Origin of the sequence: Amycolatopsis lexingtonensis (assembly GCF_014873755.1) — a bacterium.
Lineage (GTDB): Bacteria > Actinomycetota > Actinomycetes > Mycobacteriales > Pseudonocardiaceae > Amycolatopsis > Amycolatopsis lexingtonensis.
Genome location: NZ_JADBEG010000001.1, coordinates 5,262,831 through 5,285,358, shown reverse-complemented (window position 1 = coordinate 5,285,358; position 22,528 = coordinate 5,262,831). Strand labels below are relative to the sequence as shown.

The 22,528-nt window shown below is 71.7% G+C and carries 24 protein-coding genes; 12 read left to right on the top strand and 12 right to left on the bottom strand.

Translation table 11 applies throughout. The features are described 5' to 3' along the window. The first annotated feature begins 92 nt into the window (after positions 1-92). The 4 genes from H4696_RS23685 to pucD are packed head-to-tail and all read left to right on the top strand — an operon-like array spanning position 93 to position 5,015. Positions 93-968, top strand: a complete 876-nt coding sequence (locus H4696_RS23685) for an FAD binding domain-containing protein (RefSeq protein ID WP_086857259.1) — start codon at positions 93-95, stop codon at positions 966-968. Further along, positions 959-1,426 (top strand): (2Fe-2S)-binding protein, encoded by a 468-nt coding sequence (locus H4696_RS23680; protein WP_086857258.1) that lies wholly within the window; start codon positions 959-961, stop codon positions 1,424-1,426. Before H4696_RS23685 ends, H4696_RS23680 begins: the two co-directional genes overlap by 10 nt. Then, positions 1,423-2,763: an 8-oxoguanine deaminase gene (locus tag H4696_RS23675; protein WP_086857257.1), complete on the top strand. Its 1,341-nt coding sequence runs from the start codon at positions 1,423-1,425 to the stop codon at positions 2,761-2,763. Before H4696_RS23680 ends, H4696_RS23675 begins: the two co-directional genes overlap by 4 nt. Next, complete coding sequence (pucD, locus tag H4696_RS23670; protein WP_086857256.1) at positions 2,760-5,015, top strand: xanthine dehydrogenase subunit D; 2,256 nt, start codon at positions 2,760-2,762, stop codon at positions 5,013-5,015. Before H4696_RS23675 ends, pucD begins: the two co-directional genes overlap by 4 nt. Here pucD and H4696_RS23665 read toward each other — a convergent pair. The 6 genes from H4696_RS23665 to H4696_RS23640 form a co-directional block, all read right to left on the bottom strand. After that, positions 5,008-6,579: a glycoside hydrolase family 27 protein gene (locus H4696_RS23665; RefSeq protein ID WP_086857255.1), complete on the bottom strand. Its 1,572-nt coding sequence runs from the start codon at positions 6,577-6,579 to the stop codon at positions 5,008-5,010. The genes pucD and H4696_RS23665 overlap by 8 nt on opposite strands. Before the next feature lie 100 nt (positions 6,580-6,679). Then, complete coding sequence (locus H4696_RS23660) at positions 6,680-7,264, bottom strand: TetR/AcrR family transcriptional regulator (RefSeq protein ID WP_476693074.1); 585 nt, start codon at positions 7,262-7,264, stop codon at positions 6,680-6,682. Positions 7,265-7,340: 76 nt separating this feature from the next. Then, the gene (pucL, locus tag H4696_RS23655) at positions 7,341-8,222 is read right to left on the bottom strand and encodes a factor-independent urate hydroxylase (RefSeq protein ID WP_086857253.1); all 882 of its coding nucleotides are present in this window, start codon (positions 8,220-8,222) and stop codon (positions 7,341-7,343) included. A 2-nt stretch (positions 8,223-8,224) separates the two neighbouring features. Then, entirely contained in the window at positions 8,225-8,542 is a 318-nt protein-coding gene (uraH, locus tag H4696_RS23650; protein ID WP_086857252.1) for a hydroxyisourate hydrolase, read from the bottom strand. After that, positions 8,539-8,988 (bottom strand): 2-oxo-4-hydroxy-4-carboxy-5-ureidoimidazoline decarboxylase, encoded by a 450-nt coding sequence (gene uraD / locus H4696_RS23645; protein ID WP_086857251.1) that lies wholly within the window; start codon positions 8,986-8,988, stop codon positions 8,539-8,541. The genes uraH and uraD overlap by 4 nt, the downstream gene beginning before the upstream one ends. Before the next feature lie 55 nt (positions 8,989-9,043). Further along, entirely contained in the window at positions 9,044-9,520 is a 477-nt protein-coding gene (locus tag H4696_RS23640) for a helix-turn-helix domain-containing protein (protein WP_086857250.1), read from the bottom strand. Positions 9,521-9,750: 230 nt separating this feature from the next. Here H4696_RS23640 and allB point away from each other — a divergent pair, with 230 nt between their 5' ends. Continuing rightward, entirely contained in the window at positions 9,751-11,079 is a 1,329-nt protein-coding gene (gene allB / locus H4696_RS23635; RefSeq protein ID WP_086857301.1) for an allantoinase AllB, read from the top strand. 1 nt (position 11,080) lies between these two features. Then, positions 11,081-12,094, top strand: coding sequence for an allantoicase (gene alc, locus H4696_RS23630; protein ID WP_192782499.1), 1,014 nt, complete (start codon positions 11,081-11,083; stop codon positions 12,092-12,094). On the opposite strand, the gene H4696_RS23625 is transcribed toward alc, so the two are convergent. Genes H4696_RS23625 through H4696_RS23610 form a run of 4 tightly spaced genes read right to left on the bottom strand, consistent with a single transcriptional unit; the run spans position 12,091 to position 14,843 of the window. After that, a complete protein-coding gene (locus H4696_RS23625) occupies positions 12,091-12,267 on the bottom strand; it encodes a hypothetical protein (RefSeq protein ID WP_169735210.1) in 177 nt (58 codons plus the stop codon). The genes alc and H4696_RS23625 overlap by 4 nt on opposite strands. 23 nt (positions 12,268-12,290) lie before the next feature. Beyond that, complete coding sequence (locus H4696_RS23620; protein WP_086865133.1) at positions 12,291-13,040, bottom strand: MBL fold metallo-hydrolase; 750 nt, start codon at positions 13,038-13,040, stop codon at positions 12,291-12,293. 43 nt (positions 13,041-13,083) lie between these two features. After that, positions 13,084-13,560, bottom strand: a complete 477-nt coding sequence (locus H4696_RS23615; RefSeq protein WP_086865134.1) for a CoA-binding protein — start codon at positions 13,558-13,560, stop codon at positions 13,084-13,086. Further along, a complete protein-coding gene (locus H4696_RS23610; RefSeq protein ID WP_086865135.1) occupies positions 13,557-14,843 on the bottom strand; it encodes an O-acetylhomoserine aminocarboxypropyltransferase/cysteine synthase family protein in 1,287 nt (428 codons plus the stop codon). The genes H4696_RS23615 and H4696_RS23610 overlap by 4 nt, the downstream gene beginning before the upstream one ends. A 74-nt stretch (positions 14,844-14,917) precedes the next feature. On the opposite strand from H4696_RS23610, the gene H4696_RS23605 reads away from it, so the two are divergent. The 3 genes from H4696_RS23605 (at position 14,918) to H4696_RS23595 (ending at position 16,773) form a co-directional block, all read left to right on the top strand. Continuing rightward, entirely contained in the window at positions 14,918-15,355 is a 438-nt protein-coding gene (locus H4696_RS23605; RefSeq protein WP_169735211.1) for a VOC family protein, read from the top strand. A gap of 62 nt (positions 15,356-15,417) precedes the next feature. Beyond that, positions 15,418-15,837 (top strand): PPOX class F420-dependent oxidoreductase, encoded by a 420-nt coding sequence (locus tag H4696_RS23600; RefSeq protein WP_192782498.1) that lies wholly within the window; start codon positions 15,418-15,420, stop codon positions 15,835-15,837. A gap of 78 nt (positions 15,838-15,915) precedes the next feature. After that, positions 15,916-16,773: a sigma-70 family RNA polymerase sigma factor gene (locus tag H4696_RS23595; protein ID WP_086865687.1), complete on the top strand. Its 858-nt coding sequence runs from the start codon at positions 15,916-15,918 to the stop codon at positions 16,771-16,773. Here the strand turns inward: H4696_RS23595 and H4696_RS23590 are convergent. After that, positions 16,763-17,392 carry a (2Fe-2S)-binding protein gene (locus tag H4696_RS23590; RefSeq protein ID WP_086865688.1) on the bottom strand — a complete coding sequence of 210 codons (630 nt, stop codon included), beginning with the start codon at positions 17,390-17,392 and terminating at the stop codon, positions 16,763-16,765. The two genes, H4696_RS23595 and H4696_RS23590, sit on opposite strands and share 11 nt — an antisense overlap. Before the next feature lie 4 nt (positions 17,393-17,396). After that, positions 17,397-18,251, bottom strand: coding sequence for a putative RNA methyltransferase (locus H4696_RS23585; protein WP_225955788.1), 855 nt, complete (start codon positions 18,249-18,251; stop codon positions 17,397-17,399). Between the two features lie 173 nt (positions 18,252-18,424). Between H4696_RS23585 and H4696_RS23580 the strand changes: the two genes are divergently transcribed. The 3 genes from H4696_RS23580 to H4696_RS23570 are packed head-to-tail and all read left to right on the top strand — an operon-like array spanning position 18,425 to position 22,461. Beyond that, positions 18,425-19,807: an ammonium transporter gene (locus H4696_RS23580; RefSeq protein WP_169734783.1), complete on the top strand. Its 1,383-nt coding sequence runs from the start codon at positions 18,425-18,427 to the stop codon at positions 19,805-19,807. Beyond that, positions 19,804-20,142 (top strand): P-II family nitrogen regulator, encoded by a 339-nt coding sequence (locus H4696_RS23575; protein ID WP_086855863.1) that lies wholly within the window; start codon positions 19,804-19,806, stop codon positions 20,140-20,142. Before H4696_RS23580 ends, H4696_RS23575 begins: the two co-directional genes overlap by 4 nt. Before the next feature lie 9 nt (positions 20,143-20,151). After that, the gene (locus H4696_RS23570; protein ID WP_086855864.1) at positions 20,152-22,461 is read left to right on the top strand and encodes a [protein-PII] uridylyltransferase; all 2,310 of its coding nucleotides are present in this window, start codon (positions 20,152-20,154) and stop codon (positions 22,459-22,461) included. Positions 22,462-22,528: the final 67 nt, after the last annotated feature.

Sequence of the window (22,528 nt, the reverse complement as noted above, 5' to 3'; positions counted from 1 at the left end):
GGTTTCGCTGCTGTGCGTTTCATGCGCCGTGCCGTTGCCGCTCGTGCCTCCTTCGGCGTCTACTGGTCTATCGCCCCACGAAGGAGCCGCCAGTGGAGTTCCTGCGTCCCACGACGCTCGCCGAGGCCCTCGCCCTCAAGGCGGAGCGGCCGGACGCCGTGCCGATCGCCGGCGGCACCGACGTCATGGTCGAGCTGAACTTCGACCACCGGCGCCCCGAAGCGCTGCTGGACCTGACCACGGTCCCCGAGCTGACGGAGTGGTCCACATCGGACGGCACCGTCCGGCTCGGCGCCGGCGTCCCGTACACCCGTGTGATCGCCGAAGTGGGTGAATCCGTCCCCGCGCTGGCCATGGCGTCCCGCACGGTCGGCTCGCCCCAGATCCGCAACCGCGGCACGGTCGGCGGCAACCTCGGCGCCGCGTCCCCGGCCGGCGACACCCACCCGGTGCTGCTCGCCCTGGACGCGCGGATCGAGGCGGCCTCCGCGCGGGGGACCCGGATCCTCCGCGCGGAGGATTTCTACGTCGGCGTGAAACGCCACGCGCTGGCCCCGGACGAGCTGATCACCGCCGTCCACCTGCCCGCGCACGCAGGGCCGCAGCAGTTCGCCAAGGTCGGGACGCGCAACGCCATGGTCATCGCGGTCTGCTCCTTCGCGCTGTCCCTGGGCGAGGGGCGGGTGGGCGCCGCGATCGGGTCCGCCGCGCCGACCCCGCGCCGCGCCCGCGAAGCCGAAGAGTTCCTGGCCGCCGAGCTGCCGTGGGGCTCGTCCGACGCGCTGCCCGACGCGCTGCCCGACTCGCTGAAACGCCGCTTCGGCGACCTCGTGGCCGAAGCGACCTCGCCGATCGACGACGTCCGCGGCAGCGCCGCGTATCGGAAGCACGCGTTGGGGGTACTAGCGCGGCGTACGTTGACTTGGGCCTGGGACGAACACCGGACGGGGGAGCGCGCATGCGCCTGAATGTCACGATCAACGGTGAGCACCGCGAGGCGGACGACGTCTGGGAAGGGGAAAGCCTGCTCTACGTCCTGCGCGAGCGGCTCGGCCTCCCGGGCTCGAAAAACGCTTGCGAGCAGGGCGAATGCGGCTCCTGCACGGTCTACCTCGACGAGGTCCCGGTGTGCGCCTGCCTGGTCGCGGCCGGGCAGGCTGAGGGCCGCGTGGTCCGCACGGTCGAGGGACTGGCCGACGGCGACACCCTCGACCCGGTCCAGCAGTCCTTTGTGGACGCGGGCGCGGTCCAGTGCGGGTTCTGCACGCCCGGCCTGGTCGTTGCCGCGCACGACCTGCTGAACCGCGTCCCCGACCCGTCCGACGAGGAGATCCGCGAAGCGCTCGCCGGCAACCTCTGCCGCTGCACCGGCTACGAGAAGATCCTCGACGCGGTCCGCGCGGTCGCGAAGGGCGGTGTCGCGTGAAGACCCTCATCGCGAACGCGGCGATCGCCACCGTCAGCGGCCCCGAGCACGCGTCCGGCTACGTCGTCGTCGAGAACGACCGGATCGCGGAAGTCGGCGAAGGCGTCTACACCGGCGAGTTCGACGAGCGCGTCGAAGCGGAAGGCTGCCTGGTCACGCCCGGCCTGGTCAACACCCACCACCACCTCTACCAGTGGGCGACCCGGGGCATGGCCGCCGACCACACGCTCTTCGAGTGGCTGGTCGCGCTCTACCCGGTCTGGGGCCGCCTCGACGACGAGATCACCCACACCGCAGGCACCGCCGGGATGGCCCGGCTGGCGCTGACCGGCTGCACGACCGTCGCCGACCACCACTACGTCTTCCCGCGCGACGGCGGCGACCAGGTCGCGGCGCTGGCCGCGGCCCGCCAGCGGATCGGCGTCCGGCTGCACGTCGTGCGCGGGTCGATGGACCGCGGCGAATCCGACGGCGGCCTGCCGCCGGACAACCTCGTCGAGGCGACCGAAGACGCGCTGACCGGCACCGAGGCGGCGATCGACCGCTTCCACGACGCCTCGCCGGAAGCCCACCTGCAGATCGCCGCGGGCCCGTGCTCGCCGTTCTCGGTCACCGAGCGGCTGATGTCCGGCGCGGCCGAGCTCGCCCGCCGCAAGGGCGTCCGGCTGCACACCCACCTCGCCGAGACGCTCGACGAGGAGAAGCAGTGCCTCGCCGAAGCCGGCTGCACGCCCGCCGAGTACGCCGACAAGCTCGGCTGGCTCGCCGACGACGTCTGGCTCGCGCACACCATCCACCTCGCGCCCGACGCGATCCGCCGGTTCGGCGCGACCGGTACCGGCTCGGCGCACTGCCCGACGTCCAACGGCCGCATCGGCGCCGGCATCGCGCCGGTCCGCGACCTCCTCGACGCCGGGGTCCCGGTCGGGCTGGGTGCCGACGGGGCCGCGTCCAACGAATCCGGCGGGCTCGGCGAAGAGCTGCACCAGTCGCTCCTGCAGGCCCGCCAGCGCGGCGGGCCCCGCGGCCTGACCACGCGGGAAGCGCTGTGGATGGGCACGCTGGGCGGCGCCCGCTGCCTGGGCCGCGCCGACGACCTGGGCTCGATCGAGCCCGGCAAGCTCGCCGACCTCGCCGTCTGGGACCTGACCGGCCTGAACTACGCGGGCATCACCGACCCGGTCGCGGCCCTGGTACTCGGCACGACCCCGCCGCTGCGCCGGCTGTTCGTCGGCGGCAAGGCCGTGGTCGAGGACGGCACCCTGCGCGAAGCCGACGAGTCCGCCATCGCCCGCGAGCTGGCGGCCGCGAGCGCCCGGTTGAGGGAGACCAGATGACCACCACCGTCAGCACGCAGGCGGTCGACGGCGTCGGCACGTCCCCGCGCCGCCCCGACGGCACGGTCAAGGTCCGCGGCGAGTTCGCGTACTCCTCGGACCTGTGGCACGAGGACATGGTGTGGGGCGTGACGCTGCGCAGCCCGCACCCGTACGCGCGGATCACCGCGATCGACATCACCGACGCCCTCACCGTGCCGGGCGTCTACGCCGTGCTCACGCACGAGGACGTCCCGGGCCTCAACCGGTACGGCCTGGAGCACGCCGACCAGCCGGTGCTCGCGGCCGAAGTCGTGCGGTACCAGGGGGAACCGGTCGCGCTCGTCGCCGCCGACCACCCGGAGACCGCACGCCGCGCGATGAAGCGGATCGTCGTTTCCTACGAGGAACTGGAGCCCGTCACGGACTCCGAAGCGGCCGTCGCGGGCGAAGGACCTTCGCTGCATGACGGCGGCAACGTCGTGCGGCACGTGAAGATCCGCCGCGGGCCCCAGGACGTCCCGGCCGACGTCGTCGTCTCGGGTGTCTACGAGGTCGGCATGCAGGACCAGGCCTTCCTCGGCCCGGAGTCCGGGCTCGCCGTGCCGGACACCGAAGGCGGCGTCGACCTGTACGTCGCGACGCAGTGGCTGCACGTCGACCAGCAGCAGATCGTCGCCGCGCTGGGCCTGCCGGTGGAGAAGGTACGGCTCACGCTCGGCGGCGTCGGCGGGGCGTTCGGCGGCCGCGAAGACCTGTCGATGCAGGTGCACGCGTGCCTGCTGGCCCTGCACACCGGCAAGCCGGTGAAGATGGTCTACAACCGCGAAGAATCCTTCTACGGCCACGTGCACCGCCACCCGGCGAAGATGTACTACGAGCACGGCGCCACCCGCGACGGCCGGCTGGTGTACGTCCGCACGCGGCTGTGCCTCGACGGCGGCGCGTACGCCTCCTCCACGGGCGCGGTGGTGGCGAACGCGGCGACCCTCGGCGTCGGTCCGTACAAAGTGGACAGTGTGGCCGTCGACTGCTGGGGCACGTACACGAACAACCCGCCGTGCGGCGCGATGCGCGGGTTCGGCGCGGTGCAGGCAGCGTTCGGCTACGAGTCCCAGATGGACAAGCTCGCGGACGCCTGCGGCCTGGACCCGGTGGAGATCCGCGTCCGCAACGCGATGAGCGAAGGCGACCTGATGCCGACCGGCCAGGCCGTCGACTCCGCCGCCCCGGTCGCCGAGCTGCTGAGACTGGTGCGGGACAAGCCGATGCCGCCCGAGCGGCCCTTCGACCTGCGGCACATGCCCGGTGGCGTCTCCAACACGACGCACGGCGAAGGCGTCGTCCGCGGGGTCGGGTACGCCGTCGGGATCAAGAACGTCTGCTTCTCCGAGGGTTTCGACGACTACTCGACCGCGCGCGTGCGCCTGCAGCTGGTCGGCGGTGAGCCGGCGGCGACCGTGCACACCGCGGCCTGCGAGGTCGGCCAGGGCCTGGTGACGATCATGCAGCAGATCGTCCGGACCGAGCTGGGCGTCGAGCAGGTGACGATCCTGCCGATGGACACCTCGATCGGCAACGGCGGCTCGACGTCGGCGTCGCGCCAGACCTACGTCACCGGCGGCGCGGTCCAGGCCGCCTGCGGCGCGGTGCGGGCGAAGCTGCTGTCGCGGTTCGACCGGAAGACGCGCATCGCCGGCGGCAAGCTCGTCGCGGCCGACGGCCAGGTGCTCGCCGGCCTGGCGGACGTCCTCGGCGACGACGTCTACGACGAGACCGTGGAGTGGCGGCACCGGCCGACGTCCGCGCTGGACCCGGAAACCGGGCAGGGCACCGCGCACGTGCAGTACGCGTTCGCCGCGCACCGGGCGGTCGTCGACGTCGACACCGAGCTGGGCCTGGTGAAGGTGGTCGCGCTCGACTGCGCCCAGGACGTCGGCAAGGCGCTCAACCCGCAGGCCGTGCTGGGCCAGATCCAGGGCGGGTCGGCGCAGGGCCTCGGGCTCGCGGTGATGGAGGAGATCCAGACCTCCGGCGGGAAGATCCGGAACCCCTCCTTCACCGACTACCTGATCCCGACGGTCCTGGACATGCCGCCGATGAGCATCGACGTCCTGGAACGCCCGGACCCGCACGCGCCGTACGGCCTGCGCGGGGTGGGCGAGCCGCCGACGATCTCGTCCACTCCGGCGATCGTGGCGGCGATCCGGGCCGCGACCGGGCTCGCGCTCACCCGCGTCCCGGTCCGGCCGGAGCACCTGACCGCTACCTGAGCTGCCAGTTCTGGTTGGCGTCGTCGTTGCAGCCCCACAGTTCGAGCTGAGTGCCGTTGACGTTGCCGGCGGGCTTGTCCCCGCCGGTGACGTCGACGCACAGGCCGGTCTGCGTGCCGGTGATCGAGCCGTCGGGGTTGAGCTTGAACTTCTGGTTCGCGCCGCCGTGGCAGGTCCAGGCGATGAGCTTGGTCCCTGCGGTGGTGCCGCCTTCGCTGGCGTCGAGGCAGAGGCCGCCGGCCTGCAGCTCACCGGCGCTCGTGAACGTCCACGACTGGTTGGCGCCGCCGTCGCAGTCCCAGATGTCGACCTTCGCGCCGGACGTGGCGCCGCCGTTGATGTCGATGCAGCGTGCCGACGACGCGCCCTGCAGCGGCCGGGCGGTGCTGCTACCGCTCGCGTTCGGCTTGACGCGGTAGATCACGGTGCCGTGCGAGGGCACGGCGGCGCTGATCGCGCCGGTGCTCGTGGTCTGCTCCTTCGACCACAGGTTGGTCAGCCGGTAGCTCGACGCGGCGGGCAGCCCGGCCGCGGCCGCCGTCGTCGAGACGGTCTTCATCGTGCTGTTTTCGTTGAACAGCACCACGGCCACGTCGCCGTCGGACAGCGGCTTCGCCAGGACGTCCAGGCCACCGGACGACGAGATCCGCTTGGCCTGCTTGCCGAGGGAGTCCTGGTCGACGGCGATGACGTCGGAGTTGAGGTACGTCGAGAAGGTGGCGACGCTGGCGCTGCGGAGGTCGGCGCCGGCGATCAGCGGCGCGGCCATCGCGGCCCAGAGCGTGAAGTGGGCGCGGTCCTCCTGGAAGTCCATGCCGTCGCCGACTTCGAGCATGTCCGGGTCGTTCCAGGCGCCGGGTTTCGCGGCGGACGCGAGGCCGACGTTCTGGCGGTAGATCGAGTCGATGCTGCCCCAGTTGTTGGTGATGTCGCCGGTGGTGCGCCAGAGGTTGCCGACGTCCGGCGCCCACGTCGACGGGCTGAAGTTGCCCCATTCGCAGATGCTGTAGGCGATCGGGCGGCCGGTGGCCTTGAGCGCGTCGCGCATCGCGGAGTAGCGGCGGACGTAGTCCTGCTGGGTCTCGCCGGCGGGACTGCCGCAGTTGTCGTACTTGAGGTAGTCGACGCCCCAGCCCGCGAAGCTGTTCGCGTCGGTCTGCTCGTGCCCGAGGCTGCCGGGGTAGTGCTGGCAGGTTTCGGTCCCCGCGCTCTCGTAGATGCCGAACTTCATCCCGCGCGCGTGGATGTAGTCGCCGAGGGCCTTCATGCCGCTGGGGAACTTGGCGGGGTCGGCGACGAGGTTGCCCGCGCCGTCACGGCTGCGCGTCATCCAGCAGTCGTCGAGGTTGACGTAGGTGTAGCCGCGGTCGCGCATCCCGGAGCTGACCATCAGGTCGGTGGTCTGCTTGACCAGCGTCTCGTTGATGTTGCACTCGAAGGTGTTCCAGGTGTTCCAGCCCATCGGCGGCGTGCGCAAGAGCCCGTTTTCGAGGGCGTCGGCGGGTGGGGACACGAGCCCGAGGGCGGCTACGGCGGTGGCGAGGACGGCGAGGGCACGGCGCATGGCAGCTCCAACCGACGGCGTTGGGGGAGGAGAAGAGCAGCTTCCGTGTCCCTTGCTGTGCGGTCAAGCGCCATCTTGAGTATTCGTGTTGGATTCCCGACTAAAGTTGTGCGTTCTCGTTGAGGAGCCGACGGGCGACGTCGACGGTCGCGGCCCCGGCGACGGCCATCGCTTCGGTGTCGCGCAGCGCGCGGCAGAGCACGAACGCGCCTTCGAGGTTGTTGACGGCGGTGATCGTCAGCGTCCGGGCCGCTGCACGGCCGATGCCGAACTTCGCGAACTTCTCGGTGCCGGCGTCGATCCACGCGGTGAAGACCTCGGCGGTGGCCTGCCGCAGCGGCTCGTTGGTGCTCGCGACTTCCAGTGCGACGGTCGCGATCGGGCAGCCCTCGACGTAGTCGGTCGCTTCGAGGGTCGCGATCCCGGCGGCGAAGAAGGACTCGATCCCGCTGATCAGGTCGGGGGCGGGTGCGATGAAGAGGTCGAAGAGCTGGATGTAGGCGAGCCCGGACGTACGGATGACCTCGGCGCCGAGCTGCTCCTTGCCGCCGGGGAAGAAGTGGTAGAGCGACCCGAACGGCGCGTTGGCCTCCGAGACGATCTGCTTGAGCCCGGTGCCGGTGTAGCCGTTGCGCCGGAACAACTCCGCGCCGGCGGCCATGATGCGTTCCTTGGTCCCTGCCACAACCCCATGATAGAGCGATCTATCCAGTCGCTTTCACGTGAAAGCTACGGGCGTAGCTTTCACGTGAAAGCGACGGTCAGTGGAGGTCCCAGGCCGGGCCCGGGTCCTCGGCGTCGTCGCGCAGGATCGTGCCCTCGATCAGCCCGTACGGCCGGTCCGCGGCGTAGAACACCTCGTTGTCGTTCTTCAGCCCGAACGGGCTCAGGTCCACCAGGAAGTGGTGCTTGTTCGGCAGCGAAAGCCGGACTTCGGCGACCTCTTCGCGGGCTTCCAGCACCGCTTCCCCCATCGCGTACAGCGTCTGCTGCAGCGAAAGGCTGTGCTTCGTCGCGAACGTCTCCAGCATCAGGCGGCGGATTTCGCGGTGGCTCTCGGCCCAGTCGACGTCCACGCCCTGGTAGCGCCACTTCGCCGTGACGGCGGTCGCGAGGATGCGGTCGCCGGTCTCGGCGAGGGTCGTGTAGTGGTCGCGCGGGAAGCCGTGGAACTCCGAACCCGTGGACTTGAGCAGGGTCAGGCCGTCGATGCCGGACACCACCCACGCGCGCTCGCCCTGGACCGTCACGGCGGTCGTGCGCCGTTCGTCTCCGGAGCGGCTGAACGCGTGGTCGTGCGGCGCGCCGCCGACCGCGATCCGGTCCCAGCCGTGCTCGTCGAGCTTGACGCGCGCGCCGGTGATGTTCTCCTGCGTGCCGACGAAGTGGCGCGCCAGCCGCAGGCCGAAGTCCTCGATCTCGCCGACCGGCGCCTCCTTCGCGAAGGCGTACACGGTGTTCTTCTGCGTGTCGGTCGCGAGCACGCCGGCGTTGTCGCCGGTCAGGTGCGTCGCGGCCAGCTCGCCGCGCAGCGACGTCGAAACGGTGAGGTCCTTCAGGTGGTGCACGGGGCCGTCGCGGCGCACCGTGACCAGGCGGACCTCCGCCTTGCCGTACTGGTTGGGGCCCAGGGTGATGGCCACGGTCAGCTCCCTCGGTAGGTCGAATGGGCGAACGGGCTGAGCAGGAGCGGCACGTGGTGGTGCGCGGTGCCGTCGAGAATCCGGAAGGTCAAGGTGACCTCCGGGAAGAACGCGTCCGGGCCCAGGTAGGTGCCGGTGTCGAAGACCAGCCGGTAGACGCCGGGCTCGAGGGTTTCCGGGCCGAGGTCGCGGATGCGGCCGTCGTCGTCGGTGCGGCCGTCGGCGATCGGCTTCCCGTCGGCGGTCTCGAAGCGGACGGCGATCCCGGACGCTGGCCGCCCCTTCGCCGTGTCGAGAACATGGGTCGTCACGAGGCTCACGCGGTCACCGCTTTCGCGACTCGGAGTTCGGCGATCTTGAGGAGTTCGCGCCCGGCGACGGCCAGTTCGGTCGCGGAATCGTTGGCCAGCCTGGCGCGGAGGATTTCCAGCAGCTCTTCGCCGCTGCGGCCGCTCGCGCAGACGAGGTAGACGTGCCCGAACTTGGCTTCGTACTCGGCGTTCGCGGCGGCGAAGTCCTCGGCGTTGTCCACACCGGACTGTTCGGAGCGCGCGAAGCCGCCCGCCGGCTTTTCCCCGATCCGCGGGTGCGCGGCCATCGCCTGCCGGATCTCGTCGCTGCTCAGCGGCAAGTCGGCGGCAGCTTTGAGCGCGTCCAGGTCGGCGTACGGGCGCCCGGCCAGCACGGCGTCGACCCACCGGGGCACGGCGAGGCACTCCGTCAGCAGCGGGCGGACGTCGGTGGTGTTGAACTCGGTGAGCAGCACGGCCTGACCGTACGTCGACCCCGGAGTTCCGTCAACATTTTGTTGAAAGCGTTGGTCAGTCCGCTTCCCGGTTGAGGTAGTTGTAGACCGTGAACCGCGTGACCCCCAGCGCGTCGGCCACCGAAGAGACCGATTTCCGCAGGCCGAAGGCACCGCGTTCGCGCAGGAGCCGGACCGCGCGCTGCTTGCCGGCGCGGTCGAGTTCGCCGAGCTTGGCGCCCAGTTCGCGTTCGACGTCGGCGATCAGCCGGGCCAGCGCGTCGTTCAGCTCGACCGTGGGCGCGCTCCGCTCGTCGTCGGCCCGGCGCAGCTGCAGCGTGACGCGGGTGGCGCCGCCCTCCAGCGCGGCTTTCGCGATCGCCGGGAGCGCGTCGTACAGCTCCTTCGCCTCGCCCCTGGCGAGGGTGCCGAGCGGCCCGAAGTCGGTCTCCAGTCCCGCTTCCGCGGCGGCGTCCCGCGCGGCGAGCGCGTGCTCGGGCGGCGAACCTTCGCCGTGGAACGGTTCGCTGGTGAACTCCGCTTCAAGCCGCACAAGGATGACCGTACTGTGTCGCTGTCGCCGATCCGACCGGCAGTCACGGCGGAACGGGTGCCGGTGAGCCGGCTGGTACCTGTCCGTCTCCGCCTGCTTTCGGCCCGATCGGCGACGTGCGACGTCTGTCGTTGACGAGCGGCGCGCGCCGTGGTTACTGTCGTTGTGCGAAACCGTCTTTCCGTTCTGTGGAATCGATGGTGCTCATCCTCCCGGCGAAGGGCTTTCGGATGGATCTTGTGGTGCGCGCCGCCCGGGCCGTGACGGCCGACGGCGAAGTCCCGGTGACGCTCGGCGTCGACGGCGGCCGGATCGTCGCGGTCGAACCCGGCGGCGCTTCGCTCTCCGGCGACCGCGTCGTCGACCTCGGCGGCGATGTCGTGCTGCTGCCCGGACTCGTCGACACGCACGTCCACGTCAACGACCCCGGCCGCGCCGAGTGGGAGGGCTTCGAGACGGCCACCCGCGCGGCCGCCGCGGGCGGGGTGACCACGATCGTGGACATGCCGCTGAACAGCCTGCCGCCGACCGTCGACGTCGCGGCGCTGGAGGTCAAGCGCAAGGCGGCAACGGGCCGGGTGCACGTCGACGTCGGCTTCTGGGGCGGCGCGATCCCGGGCAACGCCGGCGACCTGCGCGGGCTGCACGACGCCGGCGTGTTCGGGTTCAAGTGCTTCCTGCTGCACTCGGGCGTCGACGAGTTCCCGCCGCTCGACCCGGCCGGGCTCGACGAAGCGTTGCGGGAGCTGAGTTCCTTCGACGCGCTGATGATCGTCCACGCCGAAGACGCGCACGAGATCGACTCGGCGCCGGAACCGCACGGCGGTCGCTATGTCGACTTCCTGCATTCGCGGCCGCGGCAGGCGGAGAACCTCGCGATCACGCACGTGATCGACGCGGCCCGCCGCAACTCCGCGCGGGCGCACATCCTGCACCTGTCCTCTTCGGACGCCTTGCCGCTGATCGCCGCGGCCCGGCGTGACGGCGTGGCGCTGACGGCGGAAACCTGCCCGCACTACCTGAGCTTCGTCGCCGAGGAGATCCGCGACGGCGCGACGCAGTTCAAGTGCTGCCCGCCGATCCGCGAGGCGGCCAACCGCGAGCAGCTCTGGCAGGGGCTCGCCGACGGCGTGATCGACACGATCGTCAGCGACCACTCGCCGTGCACGCCGGAGCTGAAACGCTTCGACAGCGGGGACTTCGGCGAGGCGTGGGGCGGCATTTCCAGCCTGCAGCTGGGCCTGCCGGCGATCTGGACGCAGGCGCGCCAGCGCGGGTTCGCGCTCACCGACGTCGTCCGCTGGATGGCCGAGCGCCCCGCGGCGCAGGCCGGGATGCGGCGCAAGGGCCACCTGGCGGTGGGGTACGACGCTGACTTCTGCGTGTTCGCGCCGGACGAGGCGTTCGTCGTCGACGTCGCGAAACTGAAGCACCGCAACCCGGTGAGCGCCTACGACCGCCGCCCGCTGGCCGGCGTCGTGCGCTCGACGTGGCTGCGGGGCACCGAAATCACCGGCGACGCGCCGCACGGCGAGCTGCTGACCCGGGGGAACTGCTGAAATGGAGGCTGTGGTGTCCGACCGTCCTGAGTGGACAGAACTGCCCGATCTCGCTTCCCGGCGCTTCGGCGGGACCGTGATGTGGGCGACCGACGAGCTGTTCGCCGAGAAGGAGAACCTGGTCAACCCGTGGGTCCCGGCGCACCGCGCGGAGACGTTCGGACCCAAGGGCCAGGTCTACGACGGCTGGGAAACCCGCCGCCACCGCGAACCGGGCGACGACCAGGCCGTGCTGCGGCTCGGCCTGGCGGGCACGGTCACCGGCGTCATCGTCGACACGGCGTTCTTCAAGGGCAACTACCCGCCGTTCGTCTCGGTCGAAGCGACGTCGGTCCCGGGCTACCCGTCGGCGGCCGAGCTGGCGTCGGCCGACTGGGACGTCCTGGTCGACCGCGCCCCCGCGGCGGGCCACACGGAGAACTTCTACGCGGTCAACGGTTCCCGCCGCTACACGCACGTCCGGCTGACGCAGCACCCGGACGGCGGCGTCGCCCGCCTGCGCGTCCACGGGCTGCCGATCCCGGACCCCGACCTGCTGGACCTCGACGCGCTCGACCTGGCGGCGCTGGAGAACGGCGCCGTCGTCACCGGTTGCAGCAACAAGTTCTACTCATCCCCGAACAACCTGCTGTCCCCGGGTTTGGCGGCGCACCAGGCGGAGGGCTGGGAGACGGCCCGCCGCCGCGACGACGGCAACGACTGGGTGACGCTGCGCCTGGCCGGCGCCGGCCACGTCCGGTTCGCGGAGCTGGACACGAGCAACCTGAAGGGCAACGCCCCGGGCTGGGCCTCGGTCAGCGGCCGCGACACCTACGGCGAGTGGGTCGACCTGCTCCCGAAGACCCGCCTGCAGCCGGACACCCGCCACCGCTTCGCCCTCAAGGACGGCCCGGAGGTGACCGAAGCCCGCCTGGACATCTACCCGGACGGCGGCCTCGCGCGGTTGCGCCTTTTCGGACGGCTCACGGAGGCGGGCCGCACGAACCTCAAGGCGCGGTTCGCGAAGACGCGCTAGCCGTTCGCGCCCGGGCGGTTGAGGTAGGCCGAGGCCAGCGACAGGACGCACGCGCAGCCCACGATCGCGCTGACCCACCACGGCAGGCCGGTCACGACGCTCCAGACGAAGCCCGCCGCCGCCAGGAGGGCGACGAGGAGGTTGCGGAACTGGAGCGGGGTCGGCTTGGCCATGCCGCCAGCCTCTCACGGCCTGCTCAGACGTCCGCGTGCTGCCCGGGTTCGAGGAGCACCAGCCGGTCGGCCAGGCCGGCCGCCTCGAACTCCTTCCGGAGCACGTCCGGGCCCTCGCTGAAGTGCTGCCAGCCGCGGAAGTGCAGCGGGACGATCTTCGCCGCGTCGAGCACCTTCGCGGCTTCGACGGCGTTCTCGCTGGTCAGCGTCAGGGGAGCGCCGTCGAAGAAGACCGTCCGGGCGGCGCCGGCGAAGAGCACCGCGACGTCGACGCGGAAGCGCGCGGCGATCTCGCGCACGAGGTCGACCGAGGCGTTGTCGCCGCTGACGTACACCGTCGGGAGGCCGTCGCCGGTCAGGATGAACCCCGTCACGTCGCCGGTGAGCCGCGAAGCGCCTTCGGGCCCGTGGAGCGCCGGGACGGCGGTCACGGTCAACGGGCCGACGCGCGTCTCTTCCCACGGCGCCAGGCCCTTCGCCGTCCCGCCGAGCCGCGCGGCGCCGGCGGGCGTGATCAGCGTGAGCGGCACCGTCGCGAGGTACGCGCGGCCGCGGTCGTCGAGGTTGTCGGGGTGCTGGTCGTGGGACAGCAGCACGGCGTCCACCACGCCGACCGCGTCCTCGGAGAGCACCGAGTCCTCGGTCTTGACCAGCACGCGCTCGCCGACCGGGTGGTCGCCGGGCGCGTCGAAGGTCGGGTCGGTGAGCAGCCGGACGCCGCCCAGCTCCAGCAGGGCGGTCGGGCCGCCGGAAAACGTGATCCCCAGAGTCATATCCGGGCCAACAGCGGGAACGCCCGTTCTCTTCCCGCGGCGCCTAGGGTGCCGACTGCCGCCGCGAGCTGATCACGCCGGTGTTGAACCCGGCCAGGTGCAGCCCGCCGGCGAACCGGGCGTGCTCGATCTTGACGCACCGGTTCATCACGACGTCGAGGCCGGCTTCGCGCGCCCGGTCGGCCGCCGGCTCGTGCCACAACCCGAGTTGCAGCCACAACGTCCGCGCGCCGGCGTCGACGACCTCCTCGGCCACCTGCGGCAGGTCGTCGTGCTTGCGGAACACGCTGATCAGGTCCAGTTCGCCCGGGACGTCCTTGAGCGAGGCGTACACCGGCTTCCCGAACAGCGTGTCCAGCCGCGGGTTGACGAAGTTGACCTCGTAGCGCGTCGAGGAGAGCAGGTAGGTCGCGACGAAGTAGCTGGGCCGCGCCGGGTTGGCGGACGCGCCGACCAGCGTCACCGACTTCGTCCGGTTGAGGATCGCGCGCCGCTCGACCGCGCCGACGTCGTAGCTCATCCGGCCACCGCCTTGCCCAGCGCCTGGTCGAGGTCCCAGAGGATGTCGTCGGTGTCCTCCAGGCCGATGGACAGCCGGATCAGGTCGGGCCCGACGCCCGCGGCCGCGAGCTGCTCTTCCGACAGCTGCGCGTGCGTCGTCGACGCCGGGTGGATGACGAGCGACCGCGCGTCCCCGACGTTCGCCAGGTGCGACAGCAGCTCCACCGATTCGACGAACTTCTCGCCCGCCGAGCGGCCGCCGTCGATGCCGAAGGAGAACACCGCGCCCGGCCCGGCGGGCAGGTACTTCTTCGCCAGCTCGTGGTGCGGGTGCGACGGCAGTCCGGCGTAGGACACCCAGGCCACGCGCGGGTCGGCATCGAGGTGCGCGGCGATCGCGTGGGCGTTGGCGACGTGCGCGTCCATCCGCTGCGGCAGCGTCTCGATCCCTTGCAGCAGCAGGAAAGCCGAGTGCGGCGAGAGCACCGCGCCGATGTCCCGCAGCTGCTCGGCCCGCAGCCGGGTGCAGAAGGCGTACTCGCCGAAGTTCTCCCAGTAGCGGAGGCCGCCGTAGCTGTCGACGGTCTCGGTCATCCGCGGGAACTTCCCGTTGCCCCAGTCGAACTTCCCGGACTCGACGACGATCCCGCCGAGCGTCGTCCCGTGGCCGCCGAGGAACTTCGTCGCCGAGTGCAGCACGATGTCGGCACCGTGCTCGATCGGGCGGCACAGGTACGGCGTGGCCAGCGTGGCGTCGACGACCAGCGGGATGTCGTGGGCGTGCGCGAGATCGGCCAGTGCGGCGAGATCGGCGATGCCGCCGCCGGGGTTGCCGATGACCTCGGTGTAGAGCAGCCGCGTCCGGTCGGTGATCGCGGCGGCGTAGTCGTCGATCCCGCCGCTGACGAACGTCGTCTCGACGCCGAAGCGCCGGAGCGTCCCGGTGAGCTGGGTGACGGTCCCGCCGTAGAGCCCGCTCGCGGACACGATGTGGTCGCCGGCCTCGGTGAGCGCGCTGAACGTGAGGAACTCCGCGGCCTGCCCGCTCGCGGTCGCGACCCCGCCGATGGCCCCTTCGAGACTGGCGACCCGCTCCTCGAACGCGGCGACGGTCGGGTTCCCGATCCGGCTGTAGACGTTCCCGTACTTCTGGAGCGCGAAGAGGCTGGCGGCGTCGGCCGCGTCCTCGAAGACGAAACTGGTGGTCTGGTAGATCGGCACGGCCCGCGCGCCGGTCGCCGGATCGGGAGTGCCGCCGGCGTGCAGGGCGCGGGTGCGGAAGCCCCAGGTGCGTTCGCTCATCGGTGCTCACCGTAATCGCAGGTTCGGCCGGCCGGTCAAGTTTCCCAGCGCGTGGGCGAGGCTACTCTTCGTGCGTGACGGTGCGCTGGAGCCTGACGATCGACTGCGCGGAACCCCGCGAGCTGGCGAAGTTCTGGGCGGTGGCCCTCGGCTACATCGAGCGCCCGCCCCCACCGGGGTTCGCGAGCTGGGAAGCGTGGTTCGAGCAGCAGGGCGTACCCGAGCCGGAGTGGGACGACGGCGCGTACCTGAGCGACCCCGAGGGCGTCCTGCCGAACCTGAGCTTCCTCAAAGTCCCCGAGGGCAAGACCGCGAAGAACCGCCTCCACCTGGACGTCCAGGCCGGCGGCGGCCGCGAGGTCCCCTGGGAGCGGCGCTGGGAACGGGTCGTCGAAGCGATCGCCCGCCTCACCGCGGCGGGTGCGACGGTGCTGCAGGAGCACACCCTGGACGGCCGTCCGGACCACTTCGTGCTGGCGGATCCCGAGGGCAACGAGTTCTGCGTGCTGTGAGCTGTCGATCCGGGCCGGCGCCGTTCGTGTAGCCGGGGGGACCCGACCACGAAGGAGCCGCCATGTCGTTCACCGCGGAAGAGATCGCCTACCTGCGTTCCCAGCCGCTCGCCCGCGTCGCCACCCTCGGTGCCGGCGGGCAGCCCGACCTCGTCCCGCTGGCGTTCGAGTTCGACGGCGAGGCCTTCTGGGTCGGCGGCGTCGGGGCCGCGGTGCTGGCGACCCGCAAGTTCCGCAACGTCGGCGCCGGCCGCCGGAGGGTCGCCCTGCTGGTGGACGACCTGGTCTCGATGCAGCCGTTCATCGCCCGCGCCATCCGCGTGTACGGCGAGGCGGACGAACCCGTCGAGCGCACCGGCCTGGTCGGGCCGGGCCACTACGCCCGCGTCACGCCGCGCGTCTCGTGGAGCTGGAACATGGCCGGCGAGCCCGTGGGCGAGACCTGGTACGAGCCACGGCGGGCCGTCCACCGCCGGGGATGACCCGGATCACGCTCATTCCGGTCACATCGCCGGCCGCGCCGGGGTCTACTCCTTGAATACCCGGGCGAGAGGAACGAAGTGGACGCGCTGACCGAGCGGTTCGAGCGGGAGCGGCCGCGGTTGCGCGCGGTCGCCTACCGGATGCTGGGTTCGGCCGCCGAAGCCGACGACGCCCTCCAGGAGGCCTGGCTGCGGTTCGATCGCACCGGCGCCGCCGAGATCGACAACGTTCCCGCGTGGCTGACGACCGTGGTCGCGCGCGTGTGCCTCTCGGCGCTGCGGGCGCGCCGCAACCACCCCGAGGAGCCTCTCGACGGGCAGCCCGAGCCGGACGACGAGCGCCGCGATCCCGCGCAGGAGGCCGAGCTGGCCGACGAGGTCGGGCTGGCGCTGCTGGTCGTCCTCGACGCGCTGGCCCCGGCCGAGCGGGTCGCGTTCGTGCTGCACGACATGTTCGCGGTGCCGTTCGACGAGATCGCGCCGATGCTCGGCAAGACGCCGGCCGCGACCCGGCAGCTCGCGAGCCGCGCCCGTCGCCGCGTCAAGGGCGGGACCGCGGCCGACGCGACCCTGCCCCGGCGGCGCAAGGTCGTTGAAGCGTTCCTGGCGGCGTCGCGCGGCGGGGACTTCGAGGCGCTGCTCGCCCTGCTCGACCCGGACGTCGTCCTGCACGCCGACCGGTTCGTCGGGCCGAGCCCGGCGCCGATCGTGCTGCGCGGGGTCGAGAGCGTCCGCCGCGGCGCGGTGCTGGCGTCCGAACGGGCCCGCGCGAGCGAACTCGCCCTCGTCGACGGCGCGCCCGGCCTGCTCATGGTCCGCGAGGGACGGCTCGCGGTGGTCCTGGCGTTCCGCGTCGAGGACGACCGGATCGCGGGCATCGAGGTCATCGCCGACCCCGAGCGGCTGGCGAAGCTCGAGCTGGCGGTCATGGACTGAGCGCGGCGCGAAGGCGGGCGTCGCGCTCGGCCGGCGTCTGCCGTGGGCAGCTCACGCACTTGGGGTTGCCCACCTCGTAGATCAGGCAGCACGACGCCCGCCGCACGGCGGGAGTGCGCCCGACGCGCACGAACCGCGGTTTCGGGAGGTCGAGCCCGATCGCCGCGACCAGCGGTTCGGCCAGGGCGAGCGCCCGCTCCGGCTCGGGCGTCCAGAGCAGGCGGTTGCCGATGGAGTCGGTCGCGATGGCGCCCAGCGCGCGCTCCCGGGCCCCGCTGACGGCCGCGATGGTGCCGATGGCGGTGCCGAGCGCCGTCTTCAGGGCCGCGCCCAGCTCGGGCAGCCCGCCGTCGAGCGCGCGGGTGGACCGGGCACCGAGAAACCGGCCGTCGGCGACGAGGTCGATCTCGACCGCGTCCAGCGACGGGTCGGCGAGCCTGCCCGCGACCAGGCCTTCCACCGCGGGCGCCACCAGCACCGACGAGAGCGAGTACCACCAGATCGTGCCCAGCACCTCCGGCCGCGCGCAGCCGTACAGCTTGGCCGCGCCGCCGATGCGGGCCCGGACCCACTCCGCGTCCGCGAGCCGGGTCGCGGGGGCGGTCCAGTCGGGCTTCACCCCTTCACCCTCCCAGACGCCGGTAGGTGGACACCGTGAACGACACCGTCACCACCTGCGGCTCGCTCAGCGCGTCCAGCCGCGCCCGGCGGTCGCCCCGGTCCAGGTGGAACGCCGCAGGCCCCATTCCGACCACCTGGCGCACCTGCTGGGGCGACAGCTCGACCTCCTGGCGGACCTCCGTGCGGCCCGTCCGGCCGAAGTACTCGCCGAGGGTGCCGTCCAGGCGTTCGTCCTTGCGCTCGTCCACCGCCAGCACGAGGTCGCCCAGCTCGCGCAGGTGGTCCGGGGCCGGGGCCGCCACGACCAGCAGGCCGCCGGGGCGCAGGACGCGGTGGAACTCCGGCCCGTTGCGCGGCGCGAAGACGTTCAGCACGACCGACGCCACCTCGTCGCCGACCGGCCACGGCTCCCACAGGTTCCACACCGCCGCGCCCAGCCGGGCGTGGGCGCGGGCGGCCCGCTTCAAGGCCACCGCCGAGACGTCCAGCGCGAGGCCGAAGGCCCCGGACGCGTCGAGCACCCGCGCGAGGTAGTAGCCGGTGCCCGCGCCCGCGTCGATGACGAGGTCGTCGGCCTCCGCGCACACCCGCGCCAGCTCGTCGGCGAGCCCGCGGTACGCACCCGACGCGAGGAAGTCGGCGCGCGCCGCGACCATGTCCGCGGTGTCCGCCGTGCCGGATGGGATTCGCGCGTGCAACAAGTTCACGTAACCCTGTCGCGCTAGATCGAAAGAGTGGCGGTTCCCGCAACGCAGCGTGCGATCGGCTAGTCCGATCGGGTCACCGCACACCGAACACCGCAATGCCTCCACGACTCGGGGTGGCAGTGGGTCATTCCCGTGGCCGCTCGCACTCATGGGGCTATTCGACCACGGCGTAAAGCAACCGGACACTTCAGCACAGGTCTCCGGAAACCTCCCCGTAACAACTCGGCGCGGACAGTTCACGCGGGTGAAACCTCACGCGCCGCCCCGTGAAACACCGCGCGCCAAAACTGCCAACGCACCAACCCAGGGCACGGGAGGACGATGTGCTGAACGCAGGAGACACCGCATGGGTACTGGCCAGCGCCGCGCTGGTCATGCTCATGACCCCAGGACTGGCGTTCTTCTATGGCGGCATGGTCCGCGCGAAGAGCGTTTTGAACATGCTGATGATGAACTTCATCGCGCTGGCCGTCGTGGGGGTGCTGTGGGCCCTGTACGGCTTCTCGATGTCCTTCGGCGACGACGCCTTCGGCGGTTTGCTCGGTAACTTCCACTTCGCCGGCCTCGAGAACACCTTCGGCAAGCTCGCCGGGTTCGCGACGGCCGCCACCGACACCAGCCCCGCCGTCGCGTGGCCGGGCTCGGACGGCCTGCCCGTCCTCGCCTTCGTCATGTTCCAGCTGATGTTCGCGATCATCACCCCCGCGCTGATCTCCGGCGCCATCGCCGACCGCGCGAAGTTCTGGGGCTGGACGCTGTTCGTCGTCATCTGGGTGACGGTCGTGTACTTCCCGGTCGCGCACTGGGTGTTCTCCTTCAACGGCTTCGTCGGCGAGAACGCCGTCGGCGGCTGGATCGCCAACAACTTGAAGGCACTCGACTTCGCCGGTGGTACGGCGGTCCACATCAACGCCGGTGCCGCGGGTCTCGCCCTCGCCATCGTGCTGGGCAAGCGCAAGGGCTGGCCGAAGGACACCGGCCGCCCGCACAACGTGCCGTTCGTGCTCCTCGGCGCTTCGCTGCTGTGGTTCGGCTGGTACGGCTTCAACGCCGGTTCGGCGCTGGCCGCCAACGACCTCGCCGCCGTCGCGTTCACCAACACCACCGTCGCCACCGCCGCCGCCGTCCTCGGCTGGCTGGTCGTGGAGCAGCTGAAGTTCGGCAAGCCGACCACCCTCGGCGCGGCTTCCGGCGCGGTCGCCGGCCTGGTCGCCATCACCCCGGCGTGTGGTTTCGTGAGCCCGCTCGGGGCCATCGCGATCGGCCTCATCGCCGGCGTGCTCTGCGCGCTCGCCATCTCGCTCAAGTTCAAGTTCGGCTTCGACGACTCGCTCGACGTCGTGGGCGTCCACCTGGTCGGCGGCATCGTCGGCACGCTGCTGATCGGCTTCTTCGGCACCACCAGCGTCAACTCCCTCGGCGCGGACGGCCTCTTCTACGGCGGCGGGTTCACCCAGCTGGGTCGCCAGGCCGCGGCCGCCGGTGCGGTGCTCGCGTACTCCTTCGTGCTGTCCTTCATCATCGGCTTCGTGATCAAGAAGGCCGGCGGCTTCCGCGTCAGCACCGAGGACGAGGTCAGCGGCATCGACGAAGCCCAGCACGCGGAGAGCGCCTACGACTTCACCGGGTTGTCCGGCGGTGGCGCCCCGTCCACCCTTCCGGTCAAGTCCACCCCGGCCGCGAAACTCGAGGAGAGCAAGGCATGAAGCTCATCACGGCGATTGTGAAGCCGTTCACGCTCGACGACGTCCGCTCCGCGCTGGAACAGCTGGGCGTGCTGGGCATGACGGTCAGCGAGGTCCAGGGTTACGGCCGGCAGAAGGGCCACACCGAGGTCTACCGCGGCGCGGAGTACTCGGTGGACTTCGTGGCCAAGCTGAAGATCGAGGTCGTGACCGACGACACGAACGTGGAGAAGGTCCTCGAGGCCATCACCACGGCGGCGCACACCGGCAAGATCGGCGACGGCAAGCTGTGGGTGACGCCCGTGGAGACCGTCATCCGGGTACGGACCGGCGAGCGCGGCACGGACGCGCTATAGGCGTCTGGGATGGCCGACGGGGGCGAACTGGTCAAGGCCACCGAGCGCTTGCTCGAGGGCAGGCACGGGAGGCTGGGGGCGTCCGCACTGCGGGCGGCCCTGGTCGACCTCTATGAATTCTGGCTGGGCAGGGGAGCCTCGGCGGCCGGCGTCGACACCGCGGAACCGGGTGTCGCGCTGGTCGCCGTGGGCGGGCTCGGCCGCCGGGAACTGGTGCCGTTCTCCGATCTCGACCTGCTGCTGGTGCACAACGGCAACAGCGGCATCGGCGAGATCGCGGACGCGCTCTGGTATCCCTTGTGGGACGCGAAAGTCGGGCTGGACCACTCGGTCCGCACGCCCGGCGAAGCGCTGAAGGTCGCTTCGGAGGACCTTCGCGTGGCCATGGGCCTGCTCGACGCCCGGCACCTCGCCGGGGACGCCGAGCTGAGCGGGCGGCTGGTTTCCGCGGCGCGCGACCAGTGGCGCCGCACCGCGCGCAAGCAGATCCCGGACATGACGGCGTCGGTCCGGCAGCGCTGGGCCCGCAGCGGCGAGATCGCGCAGTCCGCCGAACCCGACCTCAAGCACGGGCGGGGCGGGCTGCGGGACTTCGCCGTCCTGGAAGCGCTGGCCGCGGCGCAGCTGACCGCGCGTCCGGGCGAAGAGCTGTTGGAGGCCAAGGAACTCCTGCTCGACGTCCGCACCGAGCTGCGGCGCGAAATCCGGCGCGAACGGGACGTCCTGGCCGCGCCGGAGGCCGAGCTGGTGGCTGCCGAACTCGGCTTCGGCGACCGGTTCACGCTGGCGCGCAAGCTTTCCGGCGCGGGCCGCACCATCGCGTACGCGCTGGACGTCGCGCTCCGGTCCACTGTGGACCCGCCGAAGACGCGCTTCGGGCGCCGTCCTTCGCGGACGCCGCTCGCGGAAAACGTGGTGCTGCACGGGAACGAGGTCGCGCTGGCCCGCGACGCCGTCCCGGCGAAGGACCCGGCGCTGCTGCTGCGGGTCGCCGCGGCGTCGGCGCGCACCGGGAAGCCGATCGCGCTCGGCACGCTCAAGGCACTGGCGGAAACGGCGCCGGAACTACGCGCGCCGTGGCCGTCGGAGGCGCTGAACGCGCTGGTCGAGCTGCTGGGCGCGGGGGAGGGCCTGGTCGACGCGGTCGAGTCGCTCGACCGGACCGGCCTGTGGTCCCGGCTGTTCCCCGAGTGGGGCGCGGTCCGCGACCTGCCGCCGCGCTCGCCGGTGCACCAGTGGACGGTCGACCGGCACCTCGTGCGCACCTGCGTCGAGGCGGCCAAGCTGACCACCACGGTGGCGCGGCCGGACCTGCTGCTGATCGGCGCGCTGCTGCACGACATCGGCAAGGGCCGCGACGCCGACCACTCGGAACTGGGCGCGAAGATCTCCGCCCAGGTCGCGACCCGGCTCGGGCTGAGCCCGGCCGACGCCGCGACGGTGTCGTCGATGGTCCGCCACCACCTCCTGCTGCCGCACACGGCGACCCGGCGCGACATCAGCGAGCCGGCCACCGTGGCACGGGTGGTGAAGACGCTGGACAGCGACCTGGTCCTGGTCGAGCTGCTGCACGCGCTCACCCAGGCCGATTCGCTGGCCACCGGACCGGGCGTCTGGACGGACTGGAAGGCGCGCCTGCTCGCCGAACTGGTCTCCGGCTGCGAAGAAGTCCTGCACGGCAAGGGCTTCACCGCCCCGGAACCGATGGACGACGACCAGCGCGAGCTGGTCGCGGCGGCGGTGGCCTCGGGCACCGGCGAAATCCGGATCAGCTCCCAGGGCAAGGTCGTCACGGTCCTGCTGGCGGTCCCGGCTCGCGCGGAACTCCTGGCCCCGGCGGCGGGCGTGCTGGCGCTGAACTCGATGGAGGTCCACTCGGCGGTCCTGCGCGGCCACGACGGCGGCCGAGCCGGTGTGTTCACGGCGTCCCCGAAGTTCGGCTCCCTGCCGGACGCGACGCTGCTGCGCGAGCAGTTCGCCCGGGCGGTCGCGGGCACGCTCCCGCTGACCCAGCGCCTGGCGGCGAAGGAACGCGACTACGGCTCACCGGCCCCGGTCGCCCCGAAGGTGCTGTGGTTCGACGACGAGACGAGCGGCCCGGACACAGTGGTCCTGGAACTGCGCGCGGCCGACCGCATCGGCCTGCTGTTCCGGGTAGCGGGCGCGCTGCGGAGGTGCGACGCGGAGGTCCGCTGGGCCAAGGCATCGACCCTGGGCGGCGCGGTGGTGGACTCGTTCGCGGTGACCCCGCGAAGCGGCCGCATCGAACCGGGCTGGCGCCGAGAGGTGGAGCAAGCCGTCCTGGCGGCGGCTTCCTAAACGCGTTGTTCGGAGCCGCAGGCGCGACTCGCGGCTCCGAACGATGCGGTAACGGCTGTAACAACCG

Excerpts from the sequence above, each read along its gene's own strand:
- H4696_RS23575 (WP_086855863.1), top strand. The coding sequence starts at position 19,804 with ATGAAGCTCATCACGGCGATTGTGAAGCCGTTCACGCTCGACGACGTC.
- H4696_RS23615 (WP_086865134.1), bottom strand. The coding sequence starts at position 13,560 with ATGAGCTACGACGTCGGCGCGGTCGAGCGGCGCGCGATCCTCAACCGG.
- H4696_RS23600 (WP_192782498.1), top strand. The coding sequence starts at position 15,418 with ATGTCGTTCACCGCGGAAGAGATCGCCTACCTGCGTTCCCAGCCGCTC.
- H4696_RS23585 (WP_225955788.1), bottom strand. The coding sequence starts at position 18,251 with ATGAGTGCGAGCGGCCACGGGAATGACCCACTGCCACCCCGAGTCGTG.
- H4696_RS23625 (WP_169735210.1), bottom strand. The coding sequence starts at position 12,267 with ATGGCCAAGCCGACCCCGCTCCAGTTCCGCAACCTCCTCGTCGCCCTC.
- H4696_RS23570 (WP_086855864.1), top strand. The coding sequence starts at position 20,152 with ATGGCCGACGGGGGCGAACTGGTCAAGGCCACCGAGCGCTTGCTCGAG.
- H4696_RS23620 (WP_086865133.1), bottom strand. The coding sequence starts at position 13,040 with ATGACTCTGGGGATCACGTTTTCCGGCGGCCCGACCGCCCTGCTGGAG.
- alc (WP_192782499.1), top strand. The coding sequence starts at position 11,081 with ATGGAGGCTGTGGTGTCCGACCGTCCTGAGTGGACAGAACTGCCCGAT.
- H4696_RS23680 (WP_086857258.1), top strand. The coding sequence starts at position 959 with ATGCGCCTGAATGTCACGATCAACGGTGAGCACCGCGAGGCGGACGAC.
- H4696_RS23610 (WP_086865135.1), bottom strand. The coding sequence starts at position 14,843 with ATGAGCGAACGCACCTGGGGCTTCCGCACCCGCGCCCTGCACGCCGGC.
- allB (WP_086857301.1), top strand. The coding sequence starts at position 9,751 with ATGGATCTTGTGGTGCGCGCCGCCCGGGCCGTGACGGCCGACGGCGAA.
- pucD (WP_086857256.1), top strand. The coding sequence starts at position 2,760 with ATGACCACCACCGTCAGCACGCAGGCGGTCGACGGCGTCGGCACGTCC.
- H4696_RS23665 (WP_086857255.1), bottom strand. The coding sequence starts at position 6,579 with ATGCGCCGTGCCCTCGCCGTCCTCGCCACCGCCGTAGCCGCCCTCGGG.